Raw genomic sequence first — 21,022 nt, 5'->3', positions numbered from 1 at the left:
CCTAAACCGCAAAGGTCTCTACCCATTCCGGGTCTATATTCTCTCTTTTCACCCTCTCGGCCAGAACAATCGCCTTCAGCTCCGACAGGGCCTCAGCCAAAATATCATTTACTATAACATAATCGTAATTTTTATACTCCCGAATCTCCTCAACGGCTCTCTTCATCCTGAGCTTTATGTCATCAGGGGCGTTGCTCATACGGTCGTCGAGCCTCTTCTTCAGGACATCGAGAGAAGGAGGCAGCACAAAGATATAGAGGCCGTCCCGATAGTTCAGGCGAAGCTGGCGGGCGCCCTGAGTGTCGATATCGAGAATCACATCTATGCCCTCTTTCCTCATCTCTTCGAGGCGTTGCCGGGATGTGCCGTAGAGGTTGCCATGGACCACCGCCCACTCCACAAAGGCCCCTTCTCTGATCATCCTCCTGAATTCCTCTTCCTTCACAAAGGTATAGTCCCTGTTGTCCGCCTCTCCCTTTCGCGGCGGTCTTGTCGTATAGGAGACGGAATGTCTGATATCCGGCAGCACTGCGGTAAGCTCACGGCACAAGGTGGTCTTGCCGGCCCCTGACGGGGCAGAAACAATAAAAAGACTACCTTTCCTCTTCCTCATGCTCTCCGGTCTCATCGTGCTCGTGGATCTTCTGTTCCCTGGAGATACCTTCCACTTCCCTGTCCTCACCAAAGCGCTGGGTTATGGTCTCTGTCTGGAGGGCGCTGAGGATTATGTGGTCGCTGTCGGTGACGATGATCGAGCGCGTCCGTCTCCCTTCTGTCGCGTCGATTAGCTTGCCCCTCTTCTTCGCTTCATCCCGTAAGCGTTTCATTGGGGACGAGCCGGGGGTCACGATCGCGATTACCCTTGATGAAGATACAACGTTGCCGAAGCCGATATTCACGAGTACGGGGCTTAAGTCTCTTTTCATGGCAGGGTCCTTTCGTTTATTGCATTTCCTACTGTATATTTTGCGCCTGTTCCCTCATCTTTTCGAGTTCCGCCTTCATCTCCACCGATATCTTTGAGATGCGGTAGTCGCCTGCCTTGGAGGCTATGGTATTCGCCTCCCTGTTCAACTCCTGAAGGAGGAACTCTATCTTTCTTCCGACTGAATCGCCGCCCGAGAGGACCGTCTTCAGCTGTGACAGATGGGAATTGAACCGTGTGATCTCCTCACTGATGTCGGTCTTCTCGGCCATAATCGCCGCTTCCTGCAGGACCCGGTTCTCATCGTACGTCACCGCTCCAAAAAGCCCATGGAGACGTTCCGCAAACCTCTTCCTGGAATCCTCTACGGCATCGGGGCAGAGGAGCGCAACCTCTTCGTTCATCTTGCTGATCAGATCGAGGCGTGAGATCATGTCACGGCCGATCGCCTCTCCTTCCCTGAACCTCATCTCTTCAAGTCTTCCCAAGGCCTCCTGAAAGGCCTCATAGAGGGGTTCTGCATCAAAATCGATCTCCTCAGACAATATGAGGTCCCGGAATTCTGCGACCGTATCAATATCAATCGTGCCGGAAAGGGAGAGGTCTCTCTTAAGGGAAAAAAGGGCGTCATAAATCTCCCTGGCAAGGTCCTGGTTGACCTTCACCCTGACGTTCCCAGCGCGCTCCACGGCTAGGAGCACATCAAACCGTCCCCTCGAGAACCTCTCCTTTACGAGGTTCCTCAGAGGTATCTCGTGACGGCCCAGATTCTGGGGGATCTTCATGGAGATATCGATAAACCGGTGGTTCACGGAACGGATCTCGACCTTGAATGGCCCTCTCTCCGATGAACCGAAGCCGGTCATGCTCTGCATCATCATGAAGAAATCTCCCTTTATGCACAATTCCTGAAGAGCGTGCCTATTTTAGCACGGAGAGAACCTGTTTTTCATTATGCAAGAGAGCAACAAGTTTAAAGGTGAGACATTCCCAGAAGTTCATGACTAAGGCCACATTAGCATTCGTTTCTGTCACTCCGGCTTGCCCGGAGTCTTTCTTCAAAAAGATTCCCGACAAGCGGGAATGACGATTTGCGTGGTTCTCCGATGAACTCCTTACAAAAAAGGGCGGGTTTTTCGCCCGCCCCTTTTCAGACATTTTCAGACATTCGTCTTTAAGGATTGGAAACCGTCACTTTCGCCGTAGTAATATCAGGCGAGGGTGAAGCGTTATCCTCTACCGCGATACTTACATCTAAACTGTTCCCACTGGCGAGTCCAGCCGCCGTACAACCACCAGCATCAGGTACTGTAGCTGTAAACTGACCTGAGGTGACAGCGGATACTGTTACGATAGATGGATTAAGCGAGGTTGCCTTGTAGCCGGCCCCTGTGCCACCCGTCACAATGAACGTGACAGGTCCACCTCCACAAACTGCGCTTTGCGCTGCCGGCGTAACAGTCAGTGCGGGCGGGGCTACAACCGGCGCCTTTATTGTCACCGATGTTGAAGCCGATTTCCCCCCGACAGAAGCCGTTATCGTTGCAGCAGTATCAAACGTGACTGTCGGCGCCGTGAACGTTGCCTTGGCTGTACCTGAAATCTTGTTGTTCGGTGTCTGGGCAAAGGGATCGATGCTGCCGGCCGTCGTTGTAAAGTTTATGGTAGTCCCGTCAGGCACCGGTGTACCCGCCGTTGTCGTTGCGTTGGCGATATAATCACCTGTACCAGCGGAATCCACGGTTGTTGGCCCGGAAACAGTAATGGTATTGACCGTCACAGGCTGTAAGAAGAGGCTGACCATGTTGAATGCTCCGGTATCCGACTGTGCGGTGATGTTCAGGGTTGTTTGAATGGAGGTAAGACTCGTCGGAACCACCTGGACCGTTGTCTCAGCCTGCCCATTGCCGTCAGTCGTCTTGACGTTTCCGTTCGGGAAGATGACATCGCATACCGCGCTTTCATCACTGCACTTTGCAGCAGGGTCTGTCCCGACCTTATACGGCCTGTCTGATGCAAAGGTCACTGACGTCCCCGAAATAAGAAACGCGCCGTTCGAGACCGTTGCTCTTATCTCGCGCGTATTGTCGTTTGTCGTCTTGAACAGGATGAAATCACCTGTCTCATTGAAGACGCCGTCTCCATCGTCAACGTCGAGGGTCAGAGTCGGCGTCAGTTGAGCCACGCTGAAGGATGAGAAGACGACTGTCTTTTGGTCTCTCACGTTGCCCGAACCTGTGTTCACCTCAGCCTGGACAGTCGCAAAGCCCCCAGTCGTGGAATAGAGAGTAACCGTAGCGACACCGAAACTGTCGGTTGTTGCGCGGGTCGAGCTCAAAACACCGACGATGGAAAGGTTCGTATATGTGACTGGTATATTCGGCACGGCCCTTCCATCGCCATCAAGGACCATCGTCTGAAGAGTTATGGTTGAGTTTGTCTGAGCGACGAAATGGAGAGGGAGGAGTTTGACGACACTCGGCACCCCCGGATTATTCCCTGGCGGCGTGGCAAGACCGCCGGCCTCATTCCCTCCGCAGCCGAAAAGGGCCAGGGATATAGCGAGCAGTGTCAGCAAAAGTATACGTTTTTTCATCCTAATCCTCCGACGTTTACCATTATTTACAATTATTGAAATTACCTATCTGAAAATCAGCCTGCGCTTGAATGGTAAAACTTTGTCCAAAAGAGTTCTCGCCCTGGAACGTGTAAGTGGCGGTATAGTTGTTTAAGATCCTCGAAGTATATATGCCGCTTGTCACATTCACATCTTTCGCGTACTGATCTTTCCTCGTCAGATCGAGGAATTCTGCAGTGAATGTTGTCGTTATTGGGGCTAAACCACCAAAGGGCGGATTGATCGTAACAGTTACGAACCTTGTATCCGACTGTATCGGCGGCGCACCGATAGAATCCTTTGACGCCCGGTAGTCAATGGTATATTTCTGTATCGTGAGAACCCCGGCTGGGATCGGAGGATTCGGATTTATGAGCGTTGCATTTATCGCCACTGTTGCACTGTGGTCTGCAAAAAACTCGACGACAACTGGTGGCCCCGGGTCGCAGATGTCCTGGAATGCATCAACAGAGTTTGTATTTGCGCCGTTGTATGTTGGCGTTATAGTTGCGTCAAGGGTAACACCGGTGTCCTCGCTCCCCGAAGAACCCGGAGAACCCGAACCACTTCCGCAGCCGTTCATCAAGAAAAAGGCAAACGCTATACACAGAGTTATGAGGAGAAAGAAGTATTTTTTCATCGTACCTCCAAATATTTTTCGTATATCATATCATCGTACCTCTTATAGCTTCCCTACGATCCTGGGAGTAATGAATATCAGAAGTTCGGCGGTATCTTCTGAAGTAAGGTCAGTCCTGAAAAGACTCCCGATGATGGGGAGCTTCATCAACCCAGGAACCCCTGAGCTTGACTCCTTCGTCGTCTTCTTGTAGACCCCTCCGATAACGAGGGTCTCTCCGTTCTGTACGAGGACCTTCGTATTCCCCTCGATCTTGGAAGTCCTCGGCACGTCGGAACCTGCGATTTTGACGGTACCGAGAATATCTTCCTTCTTCACAAGGACAGACATGCTCACGGAGCCGCCAGGCGTTATATGGGGAGTCACCTCGGTACTGAGCACCACATCCTTAAAGGCGGTGCTTATGGTGCCCTCAGGAGTCAACTGTGGGTAAGGTTCGCTCGTACCCTGCATAATGGTGGCCTTTTCATTATCGATCGTAACTACCTTAGGATTCGAAATGATCTTTGTCCTGCCGGTGCTTTCGAGGGCCGAGAGCTGCAGGTCAAGCCCCAGGGTCTTTGAAGGGTTGAGGAGCCCGAAGGTAAAACCCGAGCCTGATCCGGCAGAAACACTGCCCGCAGGCAGGTCAACGACCAAGGGATTTCCGGTGAATGATCCTTTGTTCAGGCTTGACAACCCCGTGAGGGATGATAGGGTGTTGGACGCATTCAGCGTTAATCCCCATTGTATACCCAAATCACGTAAATCATTGATGCTCACCTCGACGATCCTTGCCTCAATCATCACCTGCGGTGTGGCCTGGTCAAGGGTCAAGAGGATATTTTCAATCTGACGCATGACCGAAGGAACGTCCTTGACGACAATGGAACTCGTTCGCTTGTCAGTGCTGATGCTCCCCCTCGCCGAAAGCACCTTTGAATCCTTAAGGTTCTTCTCGACCACGGTGAGATCAGCGAAGCTTATCAGAAAGATCTTCGTCTCGAGGGGCTCTGCCTTGACTTCAGCCTCTTTTGCCCTCGCCTTGTCTTCGCTCTCCTTCGCCAGAACAGAAAGCGGTGCTATCCTGATGATATTCCCTTCGACAGACTTGCCCAGGGAGAATGTCTTGAGGATAAGGTCCAGGGCCTGGTCCCAAGGCACATTGATCAGTTTCATCGTGAGTTTACCCTTCACCTCAGGGCTGACAACAATGTTGTATCCGCTGATGTCGGAAAGGAGCCTGAATATCGGCACGATATCGGCATCCTGAAAGTCGAGGGATATTTTTTTGCCGCTGTATTTTCCTTCGACGATGACCTCTGCCTCCTTTATCTCTGCAACCTCTCCAACAGTAGCGGCAGAAGGGACCCTTTGTTCGTCTTCCTTCTTCTCTTCAACTCCAGTCCGCTGGGGCCCATGGGAAGGGGCCTCTCTTTTAGCGGCAACGATGCCGGCTTCGGCCCCCTGAATTGCAATGATTACGGTGTCTTTTACCGACGAAACATCGAAGTTCTTCATCTCTCTGAGGTCTATAACAAGCCTCGTCTTTTCCCCGTGCTTACCCGCTCGTATCCCCTTGACGGGTGCGATGACGGCAGAGGGAAGCTTCGCCCTTAGGTTCACATTCGGGATATCAACAACAATCCGGCTCCTGAGAGTAAATACCGTAGGGGTCATCGACCCGTCACCCCTGATAATACAGTTCACGGTACCATCTGTCTGCTCCAAGCGTATCTCCCTTATTTCCGAGGCCTTCGACAGAAGAGCGGTCTCTTCCACCATCGGGGCCGTTTCACCCGCCGTTGTGACTGAGATGCTCTCCCCTTTCGTCTCCTTATCCTCTTCCTTCACCTCAGCAGCCGTTTTCTCCATTGACATCACCGCTGGTACAGGGAGTTCCCCGGTCGTCATCGGTTTTGCTTCTCCAGGTTCCTTGACCGTCACCGTCAGCACATTGTCATGGTACGAGGGTTCGACATGAGAGGGGCTTTGGAGGAGGACTTCGATCTTCGCTGTGGGCTTCTGAGAATCTGCCTGAGTAGGTATGACTTCAGTAATGCCTGCACTTCTCGACACGATCTTGTCTTTGTATGCCCCGGTACTAACGCCGGGCATCTCAAGGACAACTCGAAAAGGGTCCGACGGCTTATAGACGGTATATGCAAAAGGACCATTCGCTTTGATCTCGAGTTTATTGTCGGATATGATGATATCGGTTATGACGGCCTCCTCTTGCATCGGCTCCTGCCTGACCTTGCCGCTTGTGGCACAACCCCCGATAAAAGCCAGTATGGTCATGAACAAAATCATAGAAATCATTCTCTGTTCTTTCATTCTCCCTCCTCTTTCCGGAGCTTCAAGATTGTGTCCTTCGGCAGGGTCTCGCCTTTATAGTTCTTTATAAGCTCTCTCACCACGATGCTTTCCGGGGTGATTTTGACCACCTTGCCGCCATAGGCCCCAAGGGTCATCCCCTCTTTGACTGTGTAATACTTATTATCGGGGAACAGTACCATGGCATAACTATTCTTCCTGTCGGAGGCGATGGCGATGATCTTTATTTCGCTCACGTCAAAGGCCTCTGAAGGTCTCAGGCCTTTTTTCCTCTTCTCTGTGTCTCTCTCCTTCTTCGCCGATTCTATAATCGACAGGAAGGGGTCTCTCCTTCCCTTGGGATCATAGACATAGGTCTCGGTCTCTACCTTCCCTTCCTCGGGTTTCGCCTCAGGCGTCGCCTCTTTGGCCGCTGCTGCCTTCTGGGCCTGGACCTGTGGCTTCACCTCCTGCGCAGGCTTCTGAGCCTCCTTCCTGCAGGCAACAAGGAAAGCCACGATGACCATGATCGTTGCAAGAATTTTCGTCATCTCCGAGCCCCCGTCATTTCTTCTTGCTCTCCGGCGCCTTTGCAGAGATTTCGCTTTCGGGAATCGCCGAGAAGGTCGTTGCCTTAAACGTTATCTTATCTGTTGCCTCGTTGACCTGGGACTTGGGATCGCTTATCTTGATATCAGCGATATTCACGATCCTGCTCAGTTTCGTCAGGCTGCTGAAGAAGATGCCGAGATTGTGATAGGTCCCTGAGAGCTCAACGGAGACGGGGATCTCGTAAATGATCCCGCTCAGGTGATCCCTTTTCTGCTCGGGCTTCCACGAGACGATCTTGAGGCCCGACTTTATTCCGAGGTCCGACACCTGCTTCAGGAGGCCCGAGACCTCGCGCTCCTCGGGAAGCTGGAGCTTCAGTTCTTCCAGCCTCCTTTTCAGCTTCTCGTTCTCCAGCTTGAGCGTCGAGAGTTTTGCTGACTTTGCCTGATCCTTTGCGATCTCGTTCTCCTGTTGTGTGATCTCGCCCCTGAGCCGCTGGATCTCCTTGTATTTCGGCAGTATGAGGAAGACGGCGACCAGGACGGCGATAATGACGAAAAGCGCCGCTATGAGGCCGACCTTTACCCCGGCAGGCATCGTCTTCAGATCAATGTTCTTCAGATCCATCTAAGCAACTACCTTCAGCGTGAGTTTATAAGAATATACGGCAATCTTCTCTATTTCTGTTTGCTTTGTCTCCTGGAGGAAGATATCGGTAAACTTCTTGGTGTTTTTCAGATTCTCGACGTACGCGACGACATCGGAGTTTGAGAAGGCATATCCTTCGAGCGTTACCGCGTCACCCTGGACCGCCATGGAATTCAGCCAGACACCGTTCGGAAGGGCCTTACTTATGTCGTCGAGCATCCTTGCAGGGATGTTCTGATTCTTTCTGAGATGCTCAATGATCTTATTCCTCTCATCAAAGGTCTTGTTCAGGTTTTCATAGTCATCAACTTCTTTGATCCTTTTCTTCAACTCGGCGATCTTCCCCTTGTTCGTCTCGAACTGTGCCTCCGCCGATTTCATGTTGGAATCGAAATAGAAGTACAGATAGAGGAGCACGGCGGCCAGGAAGAGTCCGATGAAGGTGACCCCTATAACAAAGGTAGGGAGGGGCTTCGCCTTCTTCTTTCTCTTAACGGGCAGGAGGTTTATCCGTATCATCTGTCCTCGGGCCTCCTGATGGCAAGACCGATGGCAACGGCAGCAATCGGAGCAATCTCCTCAAGATAGGATCGGTCGAATTTCTTCGGGATCTGTATGTTCCTGAAAGGTTCCGCAATGACAACGTCCATGCCTATCCTCTCGGAAAGGAGTCTTGGAAAATCGCGTATGAGCGCGCACCCTCCGCTCAGTATCACCTCCCGGATCTCCGGCTGGTGTGTTGAGCTTCTGAAGTAGTCCAGGGAGCGCGCCACTTCTGTAACGATATCACCCGATGCGCTCACCATCATCGTATAGGCCTCTTCCCCTTTCACCTTCTCAAAGGGTTCCCCACGCTTCAAACGTTCCGCCTCTTCGTATGTCAGATTGAACTCCTTCTGGAGCGCTTCAGTAAGGATGTTGCCTCCCAAAGAACTGTCCCTTGTGAAGACCGAGACCCCGCCCCTGAGAATATTCATGTTCATGGTGCTTGCTCCGATATTGACAAGGGCGACGTTCGTTCCGGGTTCTATTTCATAATTTATTCCATACATGTTTTCGAGGGCAAAGGAGTCGACATCCACGATAACGGGATTGAGACCGGCATCTCTCACGGCCGAGACATAGTCGTTGACAACATCTTTCTTGACTGCGACCAGGATGACGTCCATCTGCCCGGCTTCCTCTCTTGGCCCGAGTATCTGGAAATCAAGGTTCACATCTTCGATATCAAAGGGAATGTACTGCTCTGCCTCGAACTTGATCGATTCGCTCAGTTCCTCTTCCGTCATCTCGGGCAAGGATATACGCTTGATAATGACCGAAGAATGGCCGGATATGGCGATGACGACGTTCTTGCTCTGTATCTTCGCTTTTCGCACGAGTTCCTTCAGCGATTCCGTCAGTCTGATGGCATCGATAATGGACCCTTCGACGATGAGTTCCGGCGAGATCGGAAACATGTCAAAGAATTCCAGTTCATAGCCTGAGCGGCTTTCCCTAAGCTGAACAGCTTTAATGTAGCTTGACCCGATATCGAGACCGACTATGCCTTTCTTCCCAAATAACATAGCTAATAAATAACAGAAAAAAACTTTCTTGTCAAGTATTTTTTATTAAAAATCATGAGGTTTACTTTAAACCTTCAAATAATGCTTTAATTTCAACCGCTAACATGCAGAATCCTTTCTATCTTTATCAAGTGACCAACTGTTTTCCCTATGGCAAAAAGGTTGCCAGAGGGATCTCTCATCCTTAAGAACCTCTCTCTGCCATTTTCGGGGATAGGAGAGATGAACGGCGCCCCGTTCCTGGCCTTGGCAAACTGCTCATCGGTCAATATGATTTCGCCGAGATGAGCCAGGGCAGCGTCGATACTTGCTATCGACACCAACACCCTCGCCTTCATGCCGGTCTTCAGGTCTTCCATTTCATGTGCAGGCAACTTCAAGCCATGCATCAAATCCCTCAACTCGCCAGGGGTCGCGGAATCCTCAACGCGAAAGTTGCCTATCCTCGTTCTTCTCAAAGCCGTGACATGAGCACCTACTCCGAGCGCATCTCCAAGATCATCGCACAACGTTCTGATATATGTTCCCTTGGAGCACAAAACCCTTATCTCGAGCCAGGGCAGGTCGAACCTCGTTATCTCTATCCTGCTGATCTCGACCGTCCGCTCAGGCCTCTCCAACTCCATGCCTTTTCGCGCAAAAGTGTAAAGGCGTTTGCCTCCAACCTTGATTGCCGAGTACATCGGCGGGATCTGAGCAACTCTCCCCACAAACCTCTCAATGGTCTTTTCCAGATCTTCCCTTTCGAGGCGAATGTTGTCGGTTCTTTTGACTATAACCCCCTCTGAGTCCAGGGTATCCGTCTTTTCACCGAGTTTCATAAGAGCGATGTACTCTTTATCGAGGTCTGCGAGGAATCGTGTGACTTTTGTGGCTTCGCCGGTACATACCAGCAAAACGCCAGTGGCGAGGGGATCGAGGGTCCCGGCGTGGCCAGCCTTCCTCGTTCCGACGATCTTCTTTACGGTGGTGACGGCTTGTTGTGAAGAAAGGTCTCCGGGTTTGTCTATGTTAATGACTGCGTCCATGCAAAATTCACCGAAAGCAGTTTTCGTGCCAGTGCCTCATTTCCCCCAAATGGCTGTTCTTAAACAATAAACAGGACTCTCCCCTTTTCTGTCCTCAAACGTATCAGTATTTTTGACAGTCCTCTGTTCTTAAAAATGACAGGGCTCTTGGGATTTTGTGAGATAGTGAATTCCGCGCCGAGGGTCAGTGAGTAGGTATTCGCGCCGTCATAGGGCCTTTGTTGCAAAGGTCTCATCCCTGAGCTTGCCAATCAGTATTTCATGTGCGGTCTTAAGGTCACCTTTTGTCCTGTAGCCTGCCGCGTTCTTGTGTCCGCCTCCTCTGAACTGTTCCGCTATCCTCGCAACATCGGCATCTCCCCTTGACCGGAGACTCACCTTCCATCCATCATCAGTCTGCCTGAAGAATGCCGATACCCGTATATCCTTCATCATCCTGGGGAAACTCGAGAAATGCTCAGTGTCCTCGGGGGAAGTACCCGTCTGGGAGAACATCTCCTTTGTTACGTACGTCATGGCGATATCGCCCACGACCTCAAGAGTGTTGAGGACACTGAGGAGAAGCCTGAATCTTCCGTAGGACCATGCCTCATAAAGCGCGGAGGAAATCGAACCAGGGTCGGCGCCGGAGTCGACCAGCTCAGCGCAGACCCTCAGGACCTCAGACGTCGTATTGCCGTATCTCATCGTCCCCGTGTCAACGGCAATCGCAGCGTAAAGATTGGTTGCCACATCTCCCGTTATCCGTACCCCTAACTCCTTCAGCAGGTAATAGACCATCATCCCTGTGGAGGCAGCATGGGGTTCGATCCATCTGATATCCCCGAAGTCCCTCACCGTCTCATGATGGTCTATCACTATGGAATAAGGAAACGACGCGTCGCCAAGCCCGGCCCTTTCGGGTTCATTACAATCAAGGAGGACAAGAAGACCCTTGTCGCGGGGCAGCAAACTGGCAACCCTCTCACGACCGGGAAGGAAACGATAGATTTCAGGGACCCCGTCACGGTTAAAGACCGCGGTAATCTTGCCCAATGACTCAAGGGCGGAAGAAAGCGCAAGACTCGAACCGAGTGCATCACCATCAGGACTTGTATGGGTTGCAAGGATAAAGTCTCTGTTCTTCCTGATGAGGGCTATAAGTTCTTCGGGGACTCTCAAAGCTTTTCCCTGATCTCCTTCAAGAGCTTGTCTATCCTTCCTCCGTATTCGACCGACTCGTCGATCCTGAACTCGAGGGACGGTATGGACTTCATTCTTACCCTCTTTGCAAGCTCGGAACGGACAAAACTCCTGGCAGAGTTCAGGATAGACAGGGCAGTCTCCCGCTCTTCTTCCTTGAGGATGCTCACAAAGACCTTTGCAATCTTCAGGTCATCGGTAATGTCCACGCCGGTCACCGTCACAAAACCGAGGCGCGGGTCCTTCACCTTCTTCATGATGATCTCGGCTATCTCCTCCCTGAGGAGGTCGCCGACTCTCTGCGAGCGCTTATAGGGTTGCATTTCAGCAGTTCGTAGCTACTTATGTATTTATGTATAAAGATGCCCCTTTCCCCAGTCCTCAAGAGCAAGGAATGGGGGAAGGATAATGCATCGTTGCCCTATCTCTGAAGTTAGAGTTTTCCCGCTATCTTTTCGATGACGTAATTTTCAAGGATGTCGCCTACCTTGAGGTCGTTATAGTTTTCGATCATGATCCCGCATTCGTATCCCGTCTGAACATCCCGTACGTCCTCTTTGAATCTCTTGAGGGATGAAATCTTTCCCCCATAGATGACGATATTGTCACGAATGATCCTTATGCCGTCACTGGCACGGCTTATGGTTCCGTCAAGGACATAGCACCCTGCGATTGTTCCGAGCCTCGAGACCTGAAAGGTCTCCCTGACTTCGGCCCTACCGAGTATCTTCTCTTTGAGCGTCGGCTCCAGGAGCCCTTCAAGGGCCTTTTTCACATCCTCAATCGCCACATAGATGATGTTATAGTGGCGCATGTCGACGCCCTCCCTTTCGGCGAGCTGATAGGCCTTCGGTTCAGGTCTCACATTAAAGCCCATGATGATGGCGTTTGATGCGGCGGCGAGCATAACATCCGATTCATTGATTGCGCCAACGGACGCGTGAATGACCCTCACCTTGACCTCGGCATGGACAATGTGCTCGAAGGCGTCCTTCAGCGCCTCAATAGAACCCTGCACGTCACCCTTGATGATGATGTTGAGGTCCTTGATCTCCCCTTCCTTGATCTTTGAATAGAGATCATCGAGGGTCAGTTTCTTTTGCTTCGCTATCTCAGCGAGCCTCTGTTTCTGGTGTCTCACCATCGCTATCTGTCTTGCCTTCTTCTCATCTTCCACGGCAAAGAACGTGTCCCCAGCAGTCGGAACATCAGAGAACCCGATCACTTCGACAGGGGTTGACGGATGCGCCTCGTGGATACGTTTTCCTGTATCGTCAATAAGAGCCCTAACCTTCCCAACGTTCGTCCCCGCCAGAAAGGCCTCGCCCACCTGCAGTGTGCCTGTCTGCACCAGGACTGTCGCAACGGGACCCCTTCCTCTGTCGAGGCGTGCCTCGATGATGGTACCCTTGGCCATCCGTTCAGGGTTCGCCTTAAGCTCCATGATCTCTGCCTGGAGGAGTATCATCTCGAGGAGATGTTCGATCCCTATGCGTTTCTTTGCAGAGACCTCGACAAAGATGTTCTGTCCCCCCCAGGCCTCGGAGACGATGCCGTGCTCAGCGAGTTCATTCCTGACGCGCTCAAGGTTCGCCTCGGGCTTGTCGATCTTGTTGATCGCGACGACGATCGGCACATTTGCGGCCTTCGCATGATCGATGGCCTCGACGGTCTGAGGCTTGACGCCGTCATCGGCAGCGACAACAAGGACAACGACATCGGTAACCTTGGCCCCCCTTGCCCTCAACGCCGTGAAAGCTTCATGGCCCGGCGTATCGAGGAAAACGATCTCCTTCCCTTTCAGCGTCACCTTATAAGCGCCGATATGCTGTGTGATCCCTCCCGCCTCTGTCTCGGTCACCTTCGTCTGCCGGATCGCATCGAGCAACGAGGTCTTACCATGGTCGACATGTCCCATGATTGTCACGACAGGCGGCCGGGGCCTGAGTAAAGCCTCGTCCTCGACCTCTTCTTCAAGGGGGACCTCTTCTGCCATACTCGCCACTTCGAGTTTGACGCCGAAACCCTCGGCCACGAGGAGCGCGGCATCGATGTCTACGGGCTGGTTTATCGTGGGCATGTATCCTAATTCCATAAACTTCTTGATGACTTCAGCGAGTTTCACGCTGATGAGCTCGGCGAACTCTTTTACCGTAGTTCCTTCCTGGATCTTTAACTGCTTCTTCCGGGGGGCCGTAATCTGAGGCTGAAATTTTTCCTGTACCTTGACCGGTCCCCTCTCCTTTCCCGTCTTCCTGAATCCCTTTACTTCATGCCACTTCTTAGGCTCTATCTTTCTGACCGTCTGAAATGCCCGCTGCATAGCAGGTTTCGCCTTGAACTTCTCCACCTTCTCGGTCTCTATCTCTTTCTTAAACCTGTCAGGGACCTCAATCTCCGTCTCTTCAACGACCGCCGCGGACTCTTTCCCCCCGGCCTCCTTTTCAGGAAAAGGCACCTGCTCTGTCTCAGGGGCCGGCGAAGGTTCTTCAGCGGGTTCTTCAGAAGGTTCCTCCGGCGAGACTTCTTTCCTCACTCCTTCAGACGGGACAGCCTTGGCCTCAGCCTCGAGAGGCGCTGCGGCAGGCTCCTCTGTCCCCTTGCAGATACGCGTAACTTTCCCGGCTGTCTCATCATCTATACTGGAAGAATGGGTCTTCCCCGTAATACCGAGTTGAGAGAGAGCGGTGATAACGTCCTTGTTATTGACGCCTAACTTCTTAGCGAGCTCGTAGATTCTTACCTTTGACATCTATAGAAGACCTCCATTCCAAAACCGCCGGAAAATAGAACGAGGAACGTTCTACTTGTAACCTCTGAACTAAAATGTTATCATAAACGCGTTCTTTAATGCAATTTGCGTCATCGACGACAGATCAGCGAGCACCATCCGGCGGCTAGCCATGACGGTCGGTCCGAGTGAGAGAATCGGACGAAGGATAAAGAGGAAGAGGAGGTTACTCAAATGGCAAAGTGTTTTGCCTGCGGCAAAGGGAAAATCGTGGGGAACAATGTGAGTCATGCAAACAACAGGACAAAGCGGGAGATATCTCCCAATCTCCAGAGGACCCGCATCGAGACCAATCACGGCACAAGACGTGAGTATGTGTGCACGAGGTGTCTCAGGTCAGGACTTGTCAAGAAAGCGGTGTGAAGAGAGTCGGCGCCGTCCTCTCCCCTTTTGTCAAGAGTCTCGGGATAGAAGGAGCGCTCAAGCTTGAAGAGTTGAAGAGAGCCTGGCCGACGCTCTTTGGAGAGCCTCTCTCCCTCCACATGTCTCCGTCGTCCCTCAAGGAAGGCGAACTTCTCATAACCGTGGACTCGCCGGTGTGGCTCCAGCAGATCAGTTTTTACAAACCTGATATCCTGAAAAAACTCGGTCCCTTTGATGTAAGGGATATCCGTTTCAGGCTTGGCACGATACGGATCGAGAAGAATATCAGGTCCCGGCCTCGGAAGGCGAAAAGAGAGAAGTCCCTAGACAGTGATACGCTCTCCTTTATTGAAGAGACCGTCTCGGAACTCGAAGACCCTGGGTTAAAGGAAAGCATCAGAAAGGCGATGGGGAAGGCCTTTTCTTCGAGGGTAAGCGATAAAGAAAGATCTCGCCCCTATGACATATAATCCGCAAAATTCGGGGCCGACGTCCGATTCGCAGGCAAGAAGTCCGGGTTGTTTGCCTGTCCGCTCATGCGGACCATAAGCGCCGCTGCAGGACAGATCGTCATTAGGATTATATGGTCGGAACAATCACAAAGAGCTATTCTCTTGACGAGAAGCGGATGCCGGCCCCGAAGAGAAGACGGATGAACGGTCGGAGCCATAATCCATAAAATTCCGGTCCCGGCCAGATAACCAATCAACAAGAATGGTCTGTCTTATGCCGATTCAGCCTGCTTCTCATAGACGAGGATAGGCCGTTCCTTCTTCTCGATCGTCTCTTCATTCACCAGGCATTCCTTGATGCCCATCTGCGAAGGCACCTCATACATCACATCGAGCATGACCTCTTCGAGGATTGCGCGCAGTCCCCTCGCGCCGGTCTTCCTCGTTATCGCCTTCTTCGCAATAGCCGCAAGGGCGCCCTCCGTGAACCTCAGCCTCACATTATCAAAGGAGAGAAGCTTCTGATACTGTTTGATAAGGGAATTCTTGGGCTCCGTGAGGATCTTGACGAGAGCGGCCTCATCGAGTTCTTCGAGCAGGGCCACAACAGGCATCCGTCCGACAAACTCAGGGATCAAGCCGTACTTGATGAGGTCCTCGGGTTCAATATGGCTGAGGACATTCCCGATCTTCTTCTCCTTTTTCCCGACAACCTCGGCGCCGAAACCGAGGGTCTTCTTTCCGATCCGCTGTCCCACGATGTCATCGAGCCCCACAAAGGCTCCGCCACAGATAAAGAGGATATTCGAGGTATCGACCTGGATAAACTCCTGCTGGGGATGCTTCCTCCCCCCCTGCGGCGGGATGCTCGCCGTCGTTCCCTCGATGATCTTCAGGAGCGCCTGCTGCACACCTTCGCCTGAGACGTCCCTCGTTATGGAGGGGTTCTCTGATTTTCTGCTGATCTTGTCTATTTCGTCGATGTAGACAATGCCCCTCTGCGCCCTCTCCACATCGAAATCGGATGCCTGGAGGAGCTTGAGAATGATGTTCTCGACATCTTCTCCCACATAACCCGCCTCGGTGAGGGTAGTTGCATCGGCTATGGTGAAGGGCACATCAAGAAGCCGCGCTAGGGTCTGGGCAAGGAGCGTCTTTCCCGTACCCGTCGGTCCTATGAGGAGGATGTTGCTCTTCTGGAGTTCGATATCGGAGGTATCAGGACAATAGATCCTCTTATAGTGGTTGTGAACGGCAACAGAGAGGATCTTCTTTGCACGGTCCTGTCCGATGACGTAATCGTTCAGGAACTGATGGATCTCCTTCGGCGTCGGGAGCTTCGGCAGAGCATGTGCGGCGGTCTCGGTGTAAAGTTCCTCGGCAATGATATCGTTGCAGAGCTCGACACATTCGTCACATATGTAAACGGTCGGGCCCGCAATGAGTTTCTTGACCTCATCCTGTCCCTTACCGCAGAATGAACACTTGAGTTTCGCGTCGTCTTTCTCTTTCTTGGCCATCATGCTCCTCCGTGAGATAAATTGGTAGCGCCAAGGAAGCAGCCGGAAAAGAGCCACCTCCTCCCTGACCGCTTGTCGCTCATCACTCCTGCCTACTTCCCTTTTTTCGTAACACTGCGGATCACCTCATCCACGATCCCGTATTCCTTCGCCTCTTGTCCTGACATGAAAAAATCGCGGTCGGTGTCAGCCTGTATCTTCTCGATAGGCTGCTCAGTGTGGGACGCAAGGATATTGTTCAATGTCTCCTTTATTCTCAATATCTCTCGCGCATGTATTTCGATGTCCGTCGCCTGGCCCTGAAAGCCCCCCATGGGCTGGTGGATCATGATCCTGGCATTCGGCAGTGCAAAGCGCTTTCCCTTCGTTCCCGCGGCAAGCAACAATGCTCCCATGCTCGCAGCCTGCCCGATACAATAGGTCGCAATGTCGGACTTCACATACTGCATGGTGTCGTAGATCGCCAGGCCTGAGGTCACGATTCCTCCCGGAGAATTAATGTAGAGGTGGATATCCTTGTCAGGGTCCTCCGTCTGGAGAAAGAGCAACTGCGCAATGACCGTGTTCGCCACGTTGTCGTCAATTGCCGTGCCCATAAAGATTATTCTGTCCTTTAAGAGCCTCGAATAGATATCATAGGCCCTTTCAGTGCGTCCTGTCTGCTCTATCACAATCGGAATCAAACTCACCTTATTCTCCTTTCTCCAGAGCCGCTTTCGAGAGGATCAGGTCGAGGACCTTGTCCTCGAAGAGGGAATTCTTCAGGCCTTCAAGGGAACCGTCCCTCGAAATATAGAACTTCATCAGACTTTCAGGAGGGACACCGAACCTCCTCGACATCGAGAGGATGGCGCTCTTCAGATCCTCATCACTCACCGACACCTTCTCCTTCTTCCCAATCGCCGCGAGAAGCAGTGAACCTCTCACATTCCTGAGGGCATCCGGTCTCAACTTCTCTTTTATCTCCTCATCGTCATCAGACTCCTGCTCCTTCTTCATGTGCCTGCTCGACGCGAGAAGATCGAGTTCGCTTTCGAGCAGGGATTCGGGGACATCAAACTCATGGGCCTCGAGGAGTTTCCTTATGATCTCAGCCTTCTGTATCTTCGCCACTTCGTTCTTCTTGGCCTTCAGTATCTCCTCTCGGACGTGGTCCTTCAGGGCTCCGAGATTGTCGAAACCCATATCCTTTGCGAATTCATCATCCATATCAGGAAGACGCACTTTCTTGACGTCATTGATAACGACCTCCAGGGTCACGTGCTTGCCGGCGAGCTTCTCGGACAGATGGTCATCGGGGAATGTCGTCTCTATCGTCAGGGTATCACCCTTCTTGTTTCCCAAGAGTTTCTGAAAGAAGTCCTCGGGGAAAAGACTGCCGCCCACCTTGTAGATCTGGTCCTTGACGTCAACCTCTCCGTCAAGGGTTGCGTAATCAAGAGAGAGAAGGTCATTCATGTCTATCGGCCCTTCCGAGGGATCGTAGGTAGCCTTCTCATCCTGAGATCTCTTGAGTACGCCATCGATATCACCGTTATCCACTGAGACCGGAATATCCTTTACGCTCATCTTCTCGTAGGCAAGGTCCCCGATCTTCGGCATAACATCCACGGTAAAGGTCATGGTGAGGGGCTGGTTCCTCTTGAAATCTATCCCTTCCTCCAGCACAGGGTCGGTGACCGGTGTAATGTCGGCCTCTTTCAAGGCATCCACATAGACCTTGGGGATCACCCTGTCGAGCACCTCTCCTTCAACCTTCTTGCCGAACCTTTTCTCGATGAGCGTCATCGGCGCCTTGCCGGTTCTGAAGCCCGGAAGAGTCGTTGTCTTCTTTACCTCTTCAAGGGAACCCTTGATCTCGCTTTCGAGGGCGTCGGCCGGAATCTCTATCTTCAGGCGTTTTCTCGTTGTGCTGATATCTTCGACGGCCTTGAGCATGGAACCTCCGGGAATTTTTATTTAATCTACCACAAACAGGTAAAACTTTGCCAAAGCGCGGGATACGCGACCGGCAGGAGCCAGCAGCCTTAAGGTTCACTCCTTCTCGTATTCTTCCATGAGATATCCGACGAGGAGCTCAACCCTTTGCTTTGCGCCGCAATCTTTCTGTTATCATAATGAAATGGTCGGCTACCTGAAGATATCCGCCGAAGAACTGAACGAGAAAATTCTTGATGCAGAAGAACTCCTGAAAGAATGTGTGCTCTGTCCGAGGAGATGCCATGTTGACAGGACCGCGGGTGAGAATGGTTTCTGCAGGGTCCTTAATAAACCTTTCGTAGCAAGCTGGGGCCCGCACTTCGGGGAAGAGAGACCCCTCGTCGGAAGATTCGGCTCGGGTACCATTTTTTTCAGTTTCTGTAACCTCGGCTGCATCTTTTGCCAGAACTGGACCATCAGCCATGAGGGGGAAGGTGCCGAGGTCTCCTTCGAAAGACTCGCTGCGATCATGGTCGGTCTTCAGGACATGGGATGTCACAACATCAATCTCGTGACGCCTACCCATCAGATGCCGATGATCCTCAGGTCTCTTGCGCTCGCCCGGGACCAGGGATTATCGCTGCCGGTCGTCTACAACTGCGGCGGGTATGAATCCCCGGAGGCGCTCTCAATCCTTGACGGCGTCATTGACATCTACATGCCTGATATCAAATATGCCGACGCAGCCACGGCGCTGAGGTATTCAAAGGCAAGGGATTATCCGGAAGCAGCGAAGGCGGCAATCAGAGAGATGCACAGGCAGGTGGGGGATCTGATCATCGATGAGAGGGGGATCGCGAAGAGAGGGCTCCTCGTCAGGCATCTCGTCCTGCCGGAGAACGGTGCCGGAACGGAAGAGATCGTGCGCTTCCTTTCAGAAGAGATCTCACGGAATACTTACCTTAATATTATGGACCAGTATCATCCCTGTTATAAGGCATATGAGAACCCTCCCCTCGACAGGAGGATAACGAACAAGGAGTATAAGGCCGCTATCGACCTGGCTCTCAAGGCCGGCATGAAGAGAATTGACGGGGTAACGGTATGAAGATAACTTTTCTCGGAGGGTGATCTCCGAGCCTCGAAAAGTGGTTAAACACAGAGACACAAAGATAAAGAGTTTGAAAATAGGGCCCCGTCAGAGATCCCTGTAGGCAAGTCCCTCTCTTTTGTCATTCCGGCTTGTCCGGAATCCCTCCTAAAATGTCTTCATACAAGTCCCTCATCGTGGGGTTCGCCTGTCTGATAAGCTCAATCTTGTCTTGTCGAGTCATATTCTTTATCTGCTTCTCTCTTATAATGGCATTCCGGATATCGCCGCAGAACTCATAGTAAACGAGCTTATGCAGATGATACTTGGCTGTAAAGCATCCCGGATCGAGATTGTGTTTATGCTCATAGACTCTTCGAATGAGGTCATTTGTCGCCCCTGTATACAAAGTCGGCCTTGCGTTAGCCATAATATAAGCAGCAAATATATTCTCCATCATTTAGCCGTTTAGCCGTTATATCAGAAAGATGCCGGACAAGCCGGCATGACAAACGAGAACGTATGTGTATGTTATGTTTTGCGTATATCTATTGGTGACGGCTTACCTGACATTTTAGGAATCTCCTCCCTCCTGGTACAACGAGACCTGAAGATGTCGCACATGTCATTTTCGTGTCACTTTGTTGGGACAATCTTGACAGTTTTTGTCAGGAGATATGATGCCTGAGCTTGGGACTCACCCGTTTTTTGCTCAATAATCAGGGTCTTCAGAAGTCATTTCCCTGGCATGGAACCTGCTTTTAGATGAAACGGATTGGCGGAAATCAGAGGAAAAGGAGGTGACAGAGAAGCACAGGGAAGCAGGCATCACCTGCAAAGGGATCAAGAACAGCAGGCCTCGGCCTGCGAAAAAGAATTAAGAAATAAGGAGGAGTAGAAAATGTTTAGGACAGTATCAAAAATGAAGAAAGGCGACGAGAGAGGTTTCACCCTCATTGAATTGCTCATCGTTGTTGCGATCATCGGAATTCTCGCAGCGATCGCAATTCCGGGCTATATCGGCATGCAGGAGAGGTCTAAGAAGGGTGCCGTGATCAGGGCGGCCTCGGCGGCGGAACCGGAACTCCAGGCATGGCTTAACTCAGCATTAAAGTCAGGAATGGGAGCCAACCTCACCGAAAACGACACAGACGGAGACGGGACAATAACAGTCGGTGCTGATCTGACAAACGTGGCATTAGCGGCCGCAGGTGTCTGCACAACGTATATCGCAGCACAAAACGGTGCCGCCCCTGCACACAACCTTAAATCACCGTGGAATCCCGCAAACGGCCTCTGGGCTGCCGCTCCTGCTCCAGGCCAGATTTCCTGTGTACAGAATCCAGCGTTGACGGGCGCTATCACGCTGACGGCAGAGGACAACAGTGGAGTTGTCATCCACACAAAGATAATAACCTCCGACTAGTGGAG

The 21,022-nt window shown here is 51.8% G+C and carries 21 protein-coding genes; 4 read left to right on the top strand and 17 right to left on the bottom strand.

What is annotated here, in order from left to right:
- Window position 1: 1 nt before the first annotated feature.
- From gmk to infB, 14 genes are all read right to left on the bottom strand, one after another.
- The gene (gene gmk / locus VFG09_06225) at window positions 2-613 is read right to left on the bottom strand and encodes a guanylate kinase (protein ID HET6514741.1); all 612 of its coding nucleotides are present in this window, start codon (window positions 611-613) and stop codon (window positions 2-4) included.
- Window positions 594-926, bottom strand: coding sequence for a DUF370 domain-containing protein (locus VFG09_06220; GenBank protein HET6514740.1), 333 nt, complete (start codon window positions 924-926; stop codon window positions 594-596). The genes gmk and VFG09_06220 overlap by 20 nt, the downstream gene beginning before the upstream one ends.
- Before the next feature lie 28 nt (window positions 927-954).
- The gene (locus VFG09_06215) at window positions 955-1,806 is read right to left on the bottom strand and encodes a YicC/YloC family endoribonuclease (protein HET6514739.1); all 852 of its coding nucleotides are present in this window, start codon (window positions 1,804-1,806) and stop codon (window positions 955-957) included.
- A 293-nt stretch (window positions 1,807-2,099) separates the two neighbouring features.
- The gene (locus VFG09_06210; protein HET6514738.1) at window positions 2,100-3,521 is read right to left on the bottom strand and encodes an Ig-like domain-containing protein; all 1,422 of its coding nucleotides are present in this window, start codon (window positions 3,519-3,521) and stop codon (window positions 2,100-2,102) included.
- 22 nt (window positions 3,522-3,543) lie between these two features.
- On the bottom strand, window positions 3,544-4,182 hold the full coding sequence (locus tag VFG09_06205; protein ID HET6514737.1) for a hypothetical protein: 639 nt from the start codon (window positions 4,180-4,182) through the stop codon (window positions 3,544-3,546).
- Window positions 4,183-4,224: 42 nt separating this feature from the next.
- Window positions 4,225-6,498 (bottom strand): type IV pilus secretin PilQ, encoded by a 2,274-nt coding sequence (gene pilQ, locus VFG09_06200; protein ID HET6514736.1) that lies wholly within the window; start codon window positions 6,496-6,498, stop codon window positions 4,225-4,227.
- Window positions 6,495-7,028, bottom strand: coding sequence for a pilus assembly protein PilP (locus VFG09_06195; GenBank protein HET6514735.1), 534 nt, complete (start codon window positions 7,026-7,028; stop codon window positions 6,495-6,497). Before VFG09_06195 ends, pilQ begins: the two co-directional genes overlap by 4 nt.
- 13 nt (window positions 7,029-7,041) lie before the next feature.
- Entirely contained in the window at window positions 7,042-7,656 is a 615-nt protein-coding gene (gene pilO, locus VFG09_06190) for a type 4a pilus biogenesis protein PilO (protein ID HET6514734.1), read from the bottom strand.
- Entirely contained in the window at window positions 7,657-8,196 is a 540-nt protein-coding gene (locus tag VFG09_06185; GenBank protein ID HET6514733.1) for a PilN domain-containing protein, read from the bottom strand.
- The gene (pilM, locus tag VFG09_06180; protein HET6514732.1) at window positions 8,193-9,245 is read right to left on the bottom strand and encodes a type IV pilus assembly protein PilM; all 1,053 of its coding nucleotides are present in this window, start codon (window positions 9,243-9,245) and stop codon (window positions 8,193-8,195) included. Before pilM ends, VFG09_06185 begins: the two co-directional genes overlap by 4 nt.
- Before the next feature lie 92 nt (window positions 9,246-9,337).
- Window positions 9,338-10,273 (bottom strand): tRNA pseudouridine(55) synthase TruB, encoded by a 936-nt coding sequence (truB, locus tag VFG09_06175; GenBank protein HET6514731.1) that lies wholly within the window; start codon window positions 10,271-10,273, stop codon window positions 9,338-9,340.
- Between the two features lie 207 nt (window positions 10,274-10,480).
- Window positions 10,481-11,434, bottom strand: coding sequence for a bifunctional oligoribonuclease/PAP phosphatase NrnA (locus VFG09_06170; GenBank protein HET6514730.1), 954 nt, complete (start codon window positions 11,432-11,434; stop codon window positions 10,481-10,483).
- Window positions 11,431-11,778: a 30S ribosome-binding factor RbfA gene (gene rbfA, locus VFG09_06165; protein HET6514729.1), complete on the bottom strand. Its 348-nt coding sequence runs from the start codon at window positions 11,776-11,778 to the stop codon at window positions 11,431-11,433. The genes VFG09_06170 and rbfA overlap by 4 nt, the downstream gene beginning before the upstream one ends.
- A 110-nt stretch (window positions 11,779-11,888) precedes the next feature.
- Window positions 11,889-14,207 carry a translation initiation factor IF-2 gene (infB, locus tag VFG09_06160; GenBank protein ID HET6514728.1) on the bottom strand — a complete coding sequence of 773 codons (2,319 nt, stop codon included), beginning with the start codon at window positions 14,205-14,207 and terminating at the stop codon, window positions 11,889-11,891.
- A gap of 213 nt (window positions 14,208-14,420) precedes the next feature.
- On the opposite strand from infB, the gene rpmB reads away from it, so the two are divergent.
- On the top strand, window positions 14,421-14,609 hold the full coding sequence (rpmB, locus tag VFG09_06155) for a 50S ribosomal protein L28 (GenBank protein ID HET6514727.1): 189 nt from the start codon (window positions 14,421-14,423) through the stop codon (window positions 14,607-14,609).
- Window positions 14,606-15,079, top strand: a complete 474-nt coding sequence (locus VFG09_06150) for a DUF721 domain-containing protein (GenBank protein HET6514726.1) — start codon at window positions 14,606-14,608, stop codon at window positions 15,077-15,079. The genes rpmB and VFG09_06150 overlap by 4 nt, the downstream gene beginning before the upstream one ends.
- A gap of 254 nt (window positions 15,080-15,333) precedes the next feature.
- On the opposite strand, the gene clpX is transcribed toward VFG09_06150, so the two are convergent.
- The 3 genes from clpX to tig form a co-directional block, all read right to left on the bottom strand.
- Complete coding sequence (gene clpX / locus VFG09_06145; GenBank protein ID HET6514725.1) at window positions 15,334-16,584, bottom strand: ATP-dependent Clp protease ATP-binding subunit ClpX; 1,251 nt, start codon at window positions 16,582-16,584, stop codon at window positions 15,334-15,336.
- Window positions 16,585-16,673: 89 nt separating this feature from the next.
- Window positions 16,674-17,270 (bottom strand): ATP-dependent Clp endopeptidase proteolytic subunit ClpP, encoded by a 597-nt coding sequence (clpP, locus tag VFG09_06140; GenBank protein HET6514724.1) that lies wholly within the window; start codon window positions 17,268-17,270, stop codon window positions 16,674-16,676.
- Between the two features lies 1 nt (window position 17,271).
- On the bottom strand, window positions 17,272-18,519 hold the full coding sequence (gene tig, locus VFG09_06135) for a trigger factor (protein HET6514723.1): 1,248 nt from the start codon (window positions 18,517-18,519) through the stop codon (window positions 17,272-17,274).
- A 184-nt stretch (window positions 18,520-18,703) separates the two neighbouring features.
- Here tig and VFG09_06130 point away from each other — a divergent pair, with 184 nt between their 5' ends.
- Both VFG09_06130 and VFG09_06125 read left to right on the top strand, forming a co-directional pair.
- Window positions 18,704-19,609, top strand: coding sequence for a radical SAM protein (locus VFG09_06130; GenBank protein HET6514722.1), 906 nt, complete (start codon window positions 18,704-18,706; stop codon window positions 19,607-19,609).
- Between the two features lie 883 nt (window positions 19,610-20,492).
- Window positions 20,493-21,017, top strand: a complete 525-nt coding sequence (locus tag VFG09_06125; GenBank protein ID HET6514721.1) for a prepilin-type N-terminal cleavage/methylation domain-containing protein — start codon at window positions 20,493-20,495, stop codon at window positions 21,015-21,017.
- Window positions 21,018-21,022 lie beyond the last annotated feature (5 nt).

It is taken from the genome of Thermodesulfovibrionales bacterium, assembly GCA_035686305.1.
Classification (GTDB): Bacteria; Nitrospirota; Thermodesulfovibrionia; order Thermodesulfovibrionales; family UBA9159; genus DASRZP01.
Note: the sequence above shows the minus strand (reverse complement) of the source record. Positions and strands in the feature narration are given on the sequence as shown.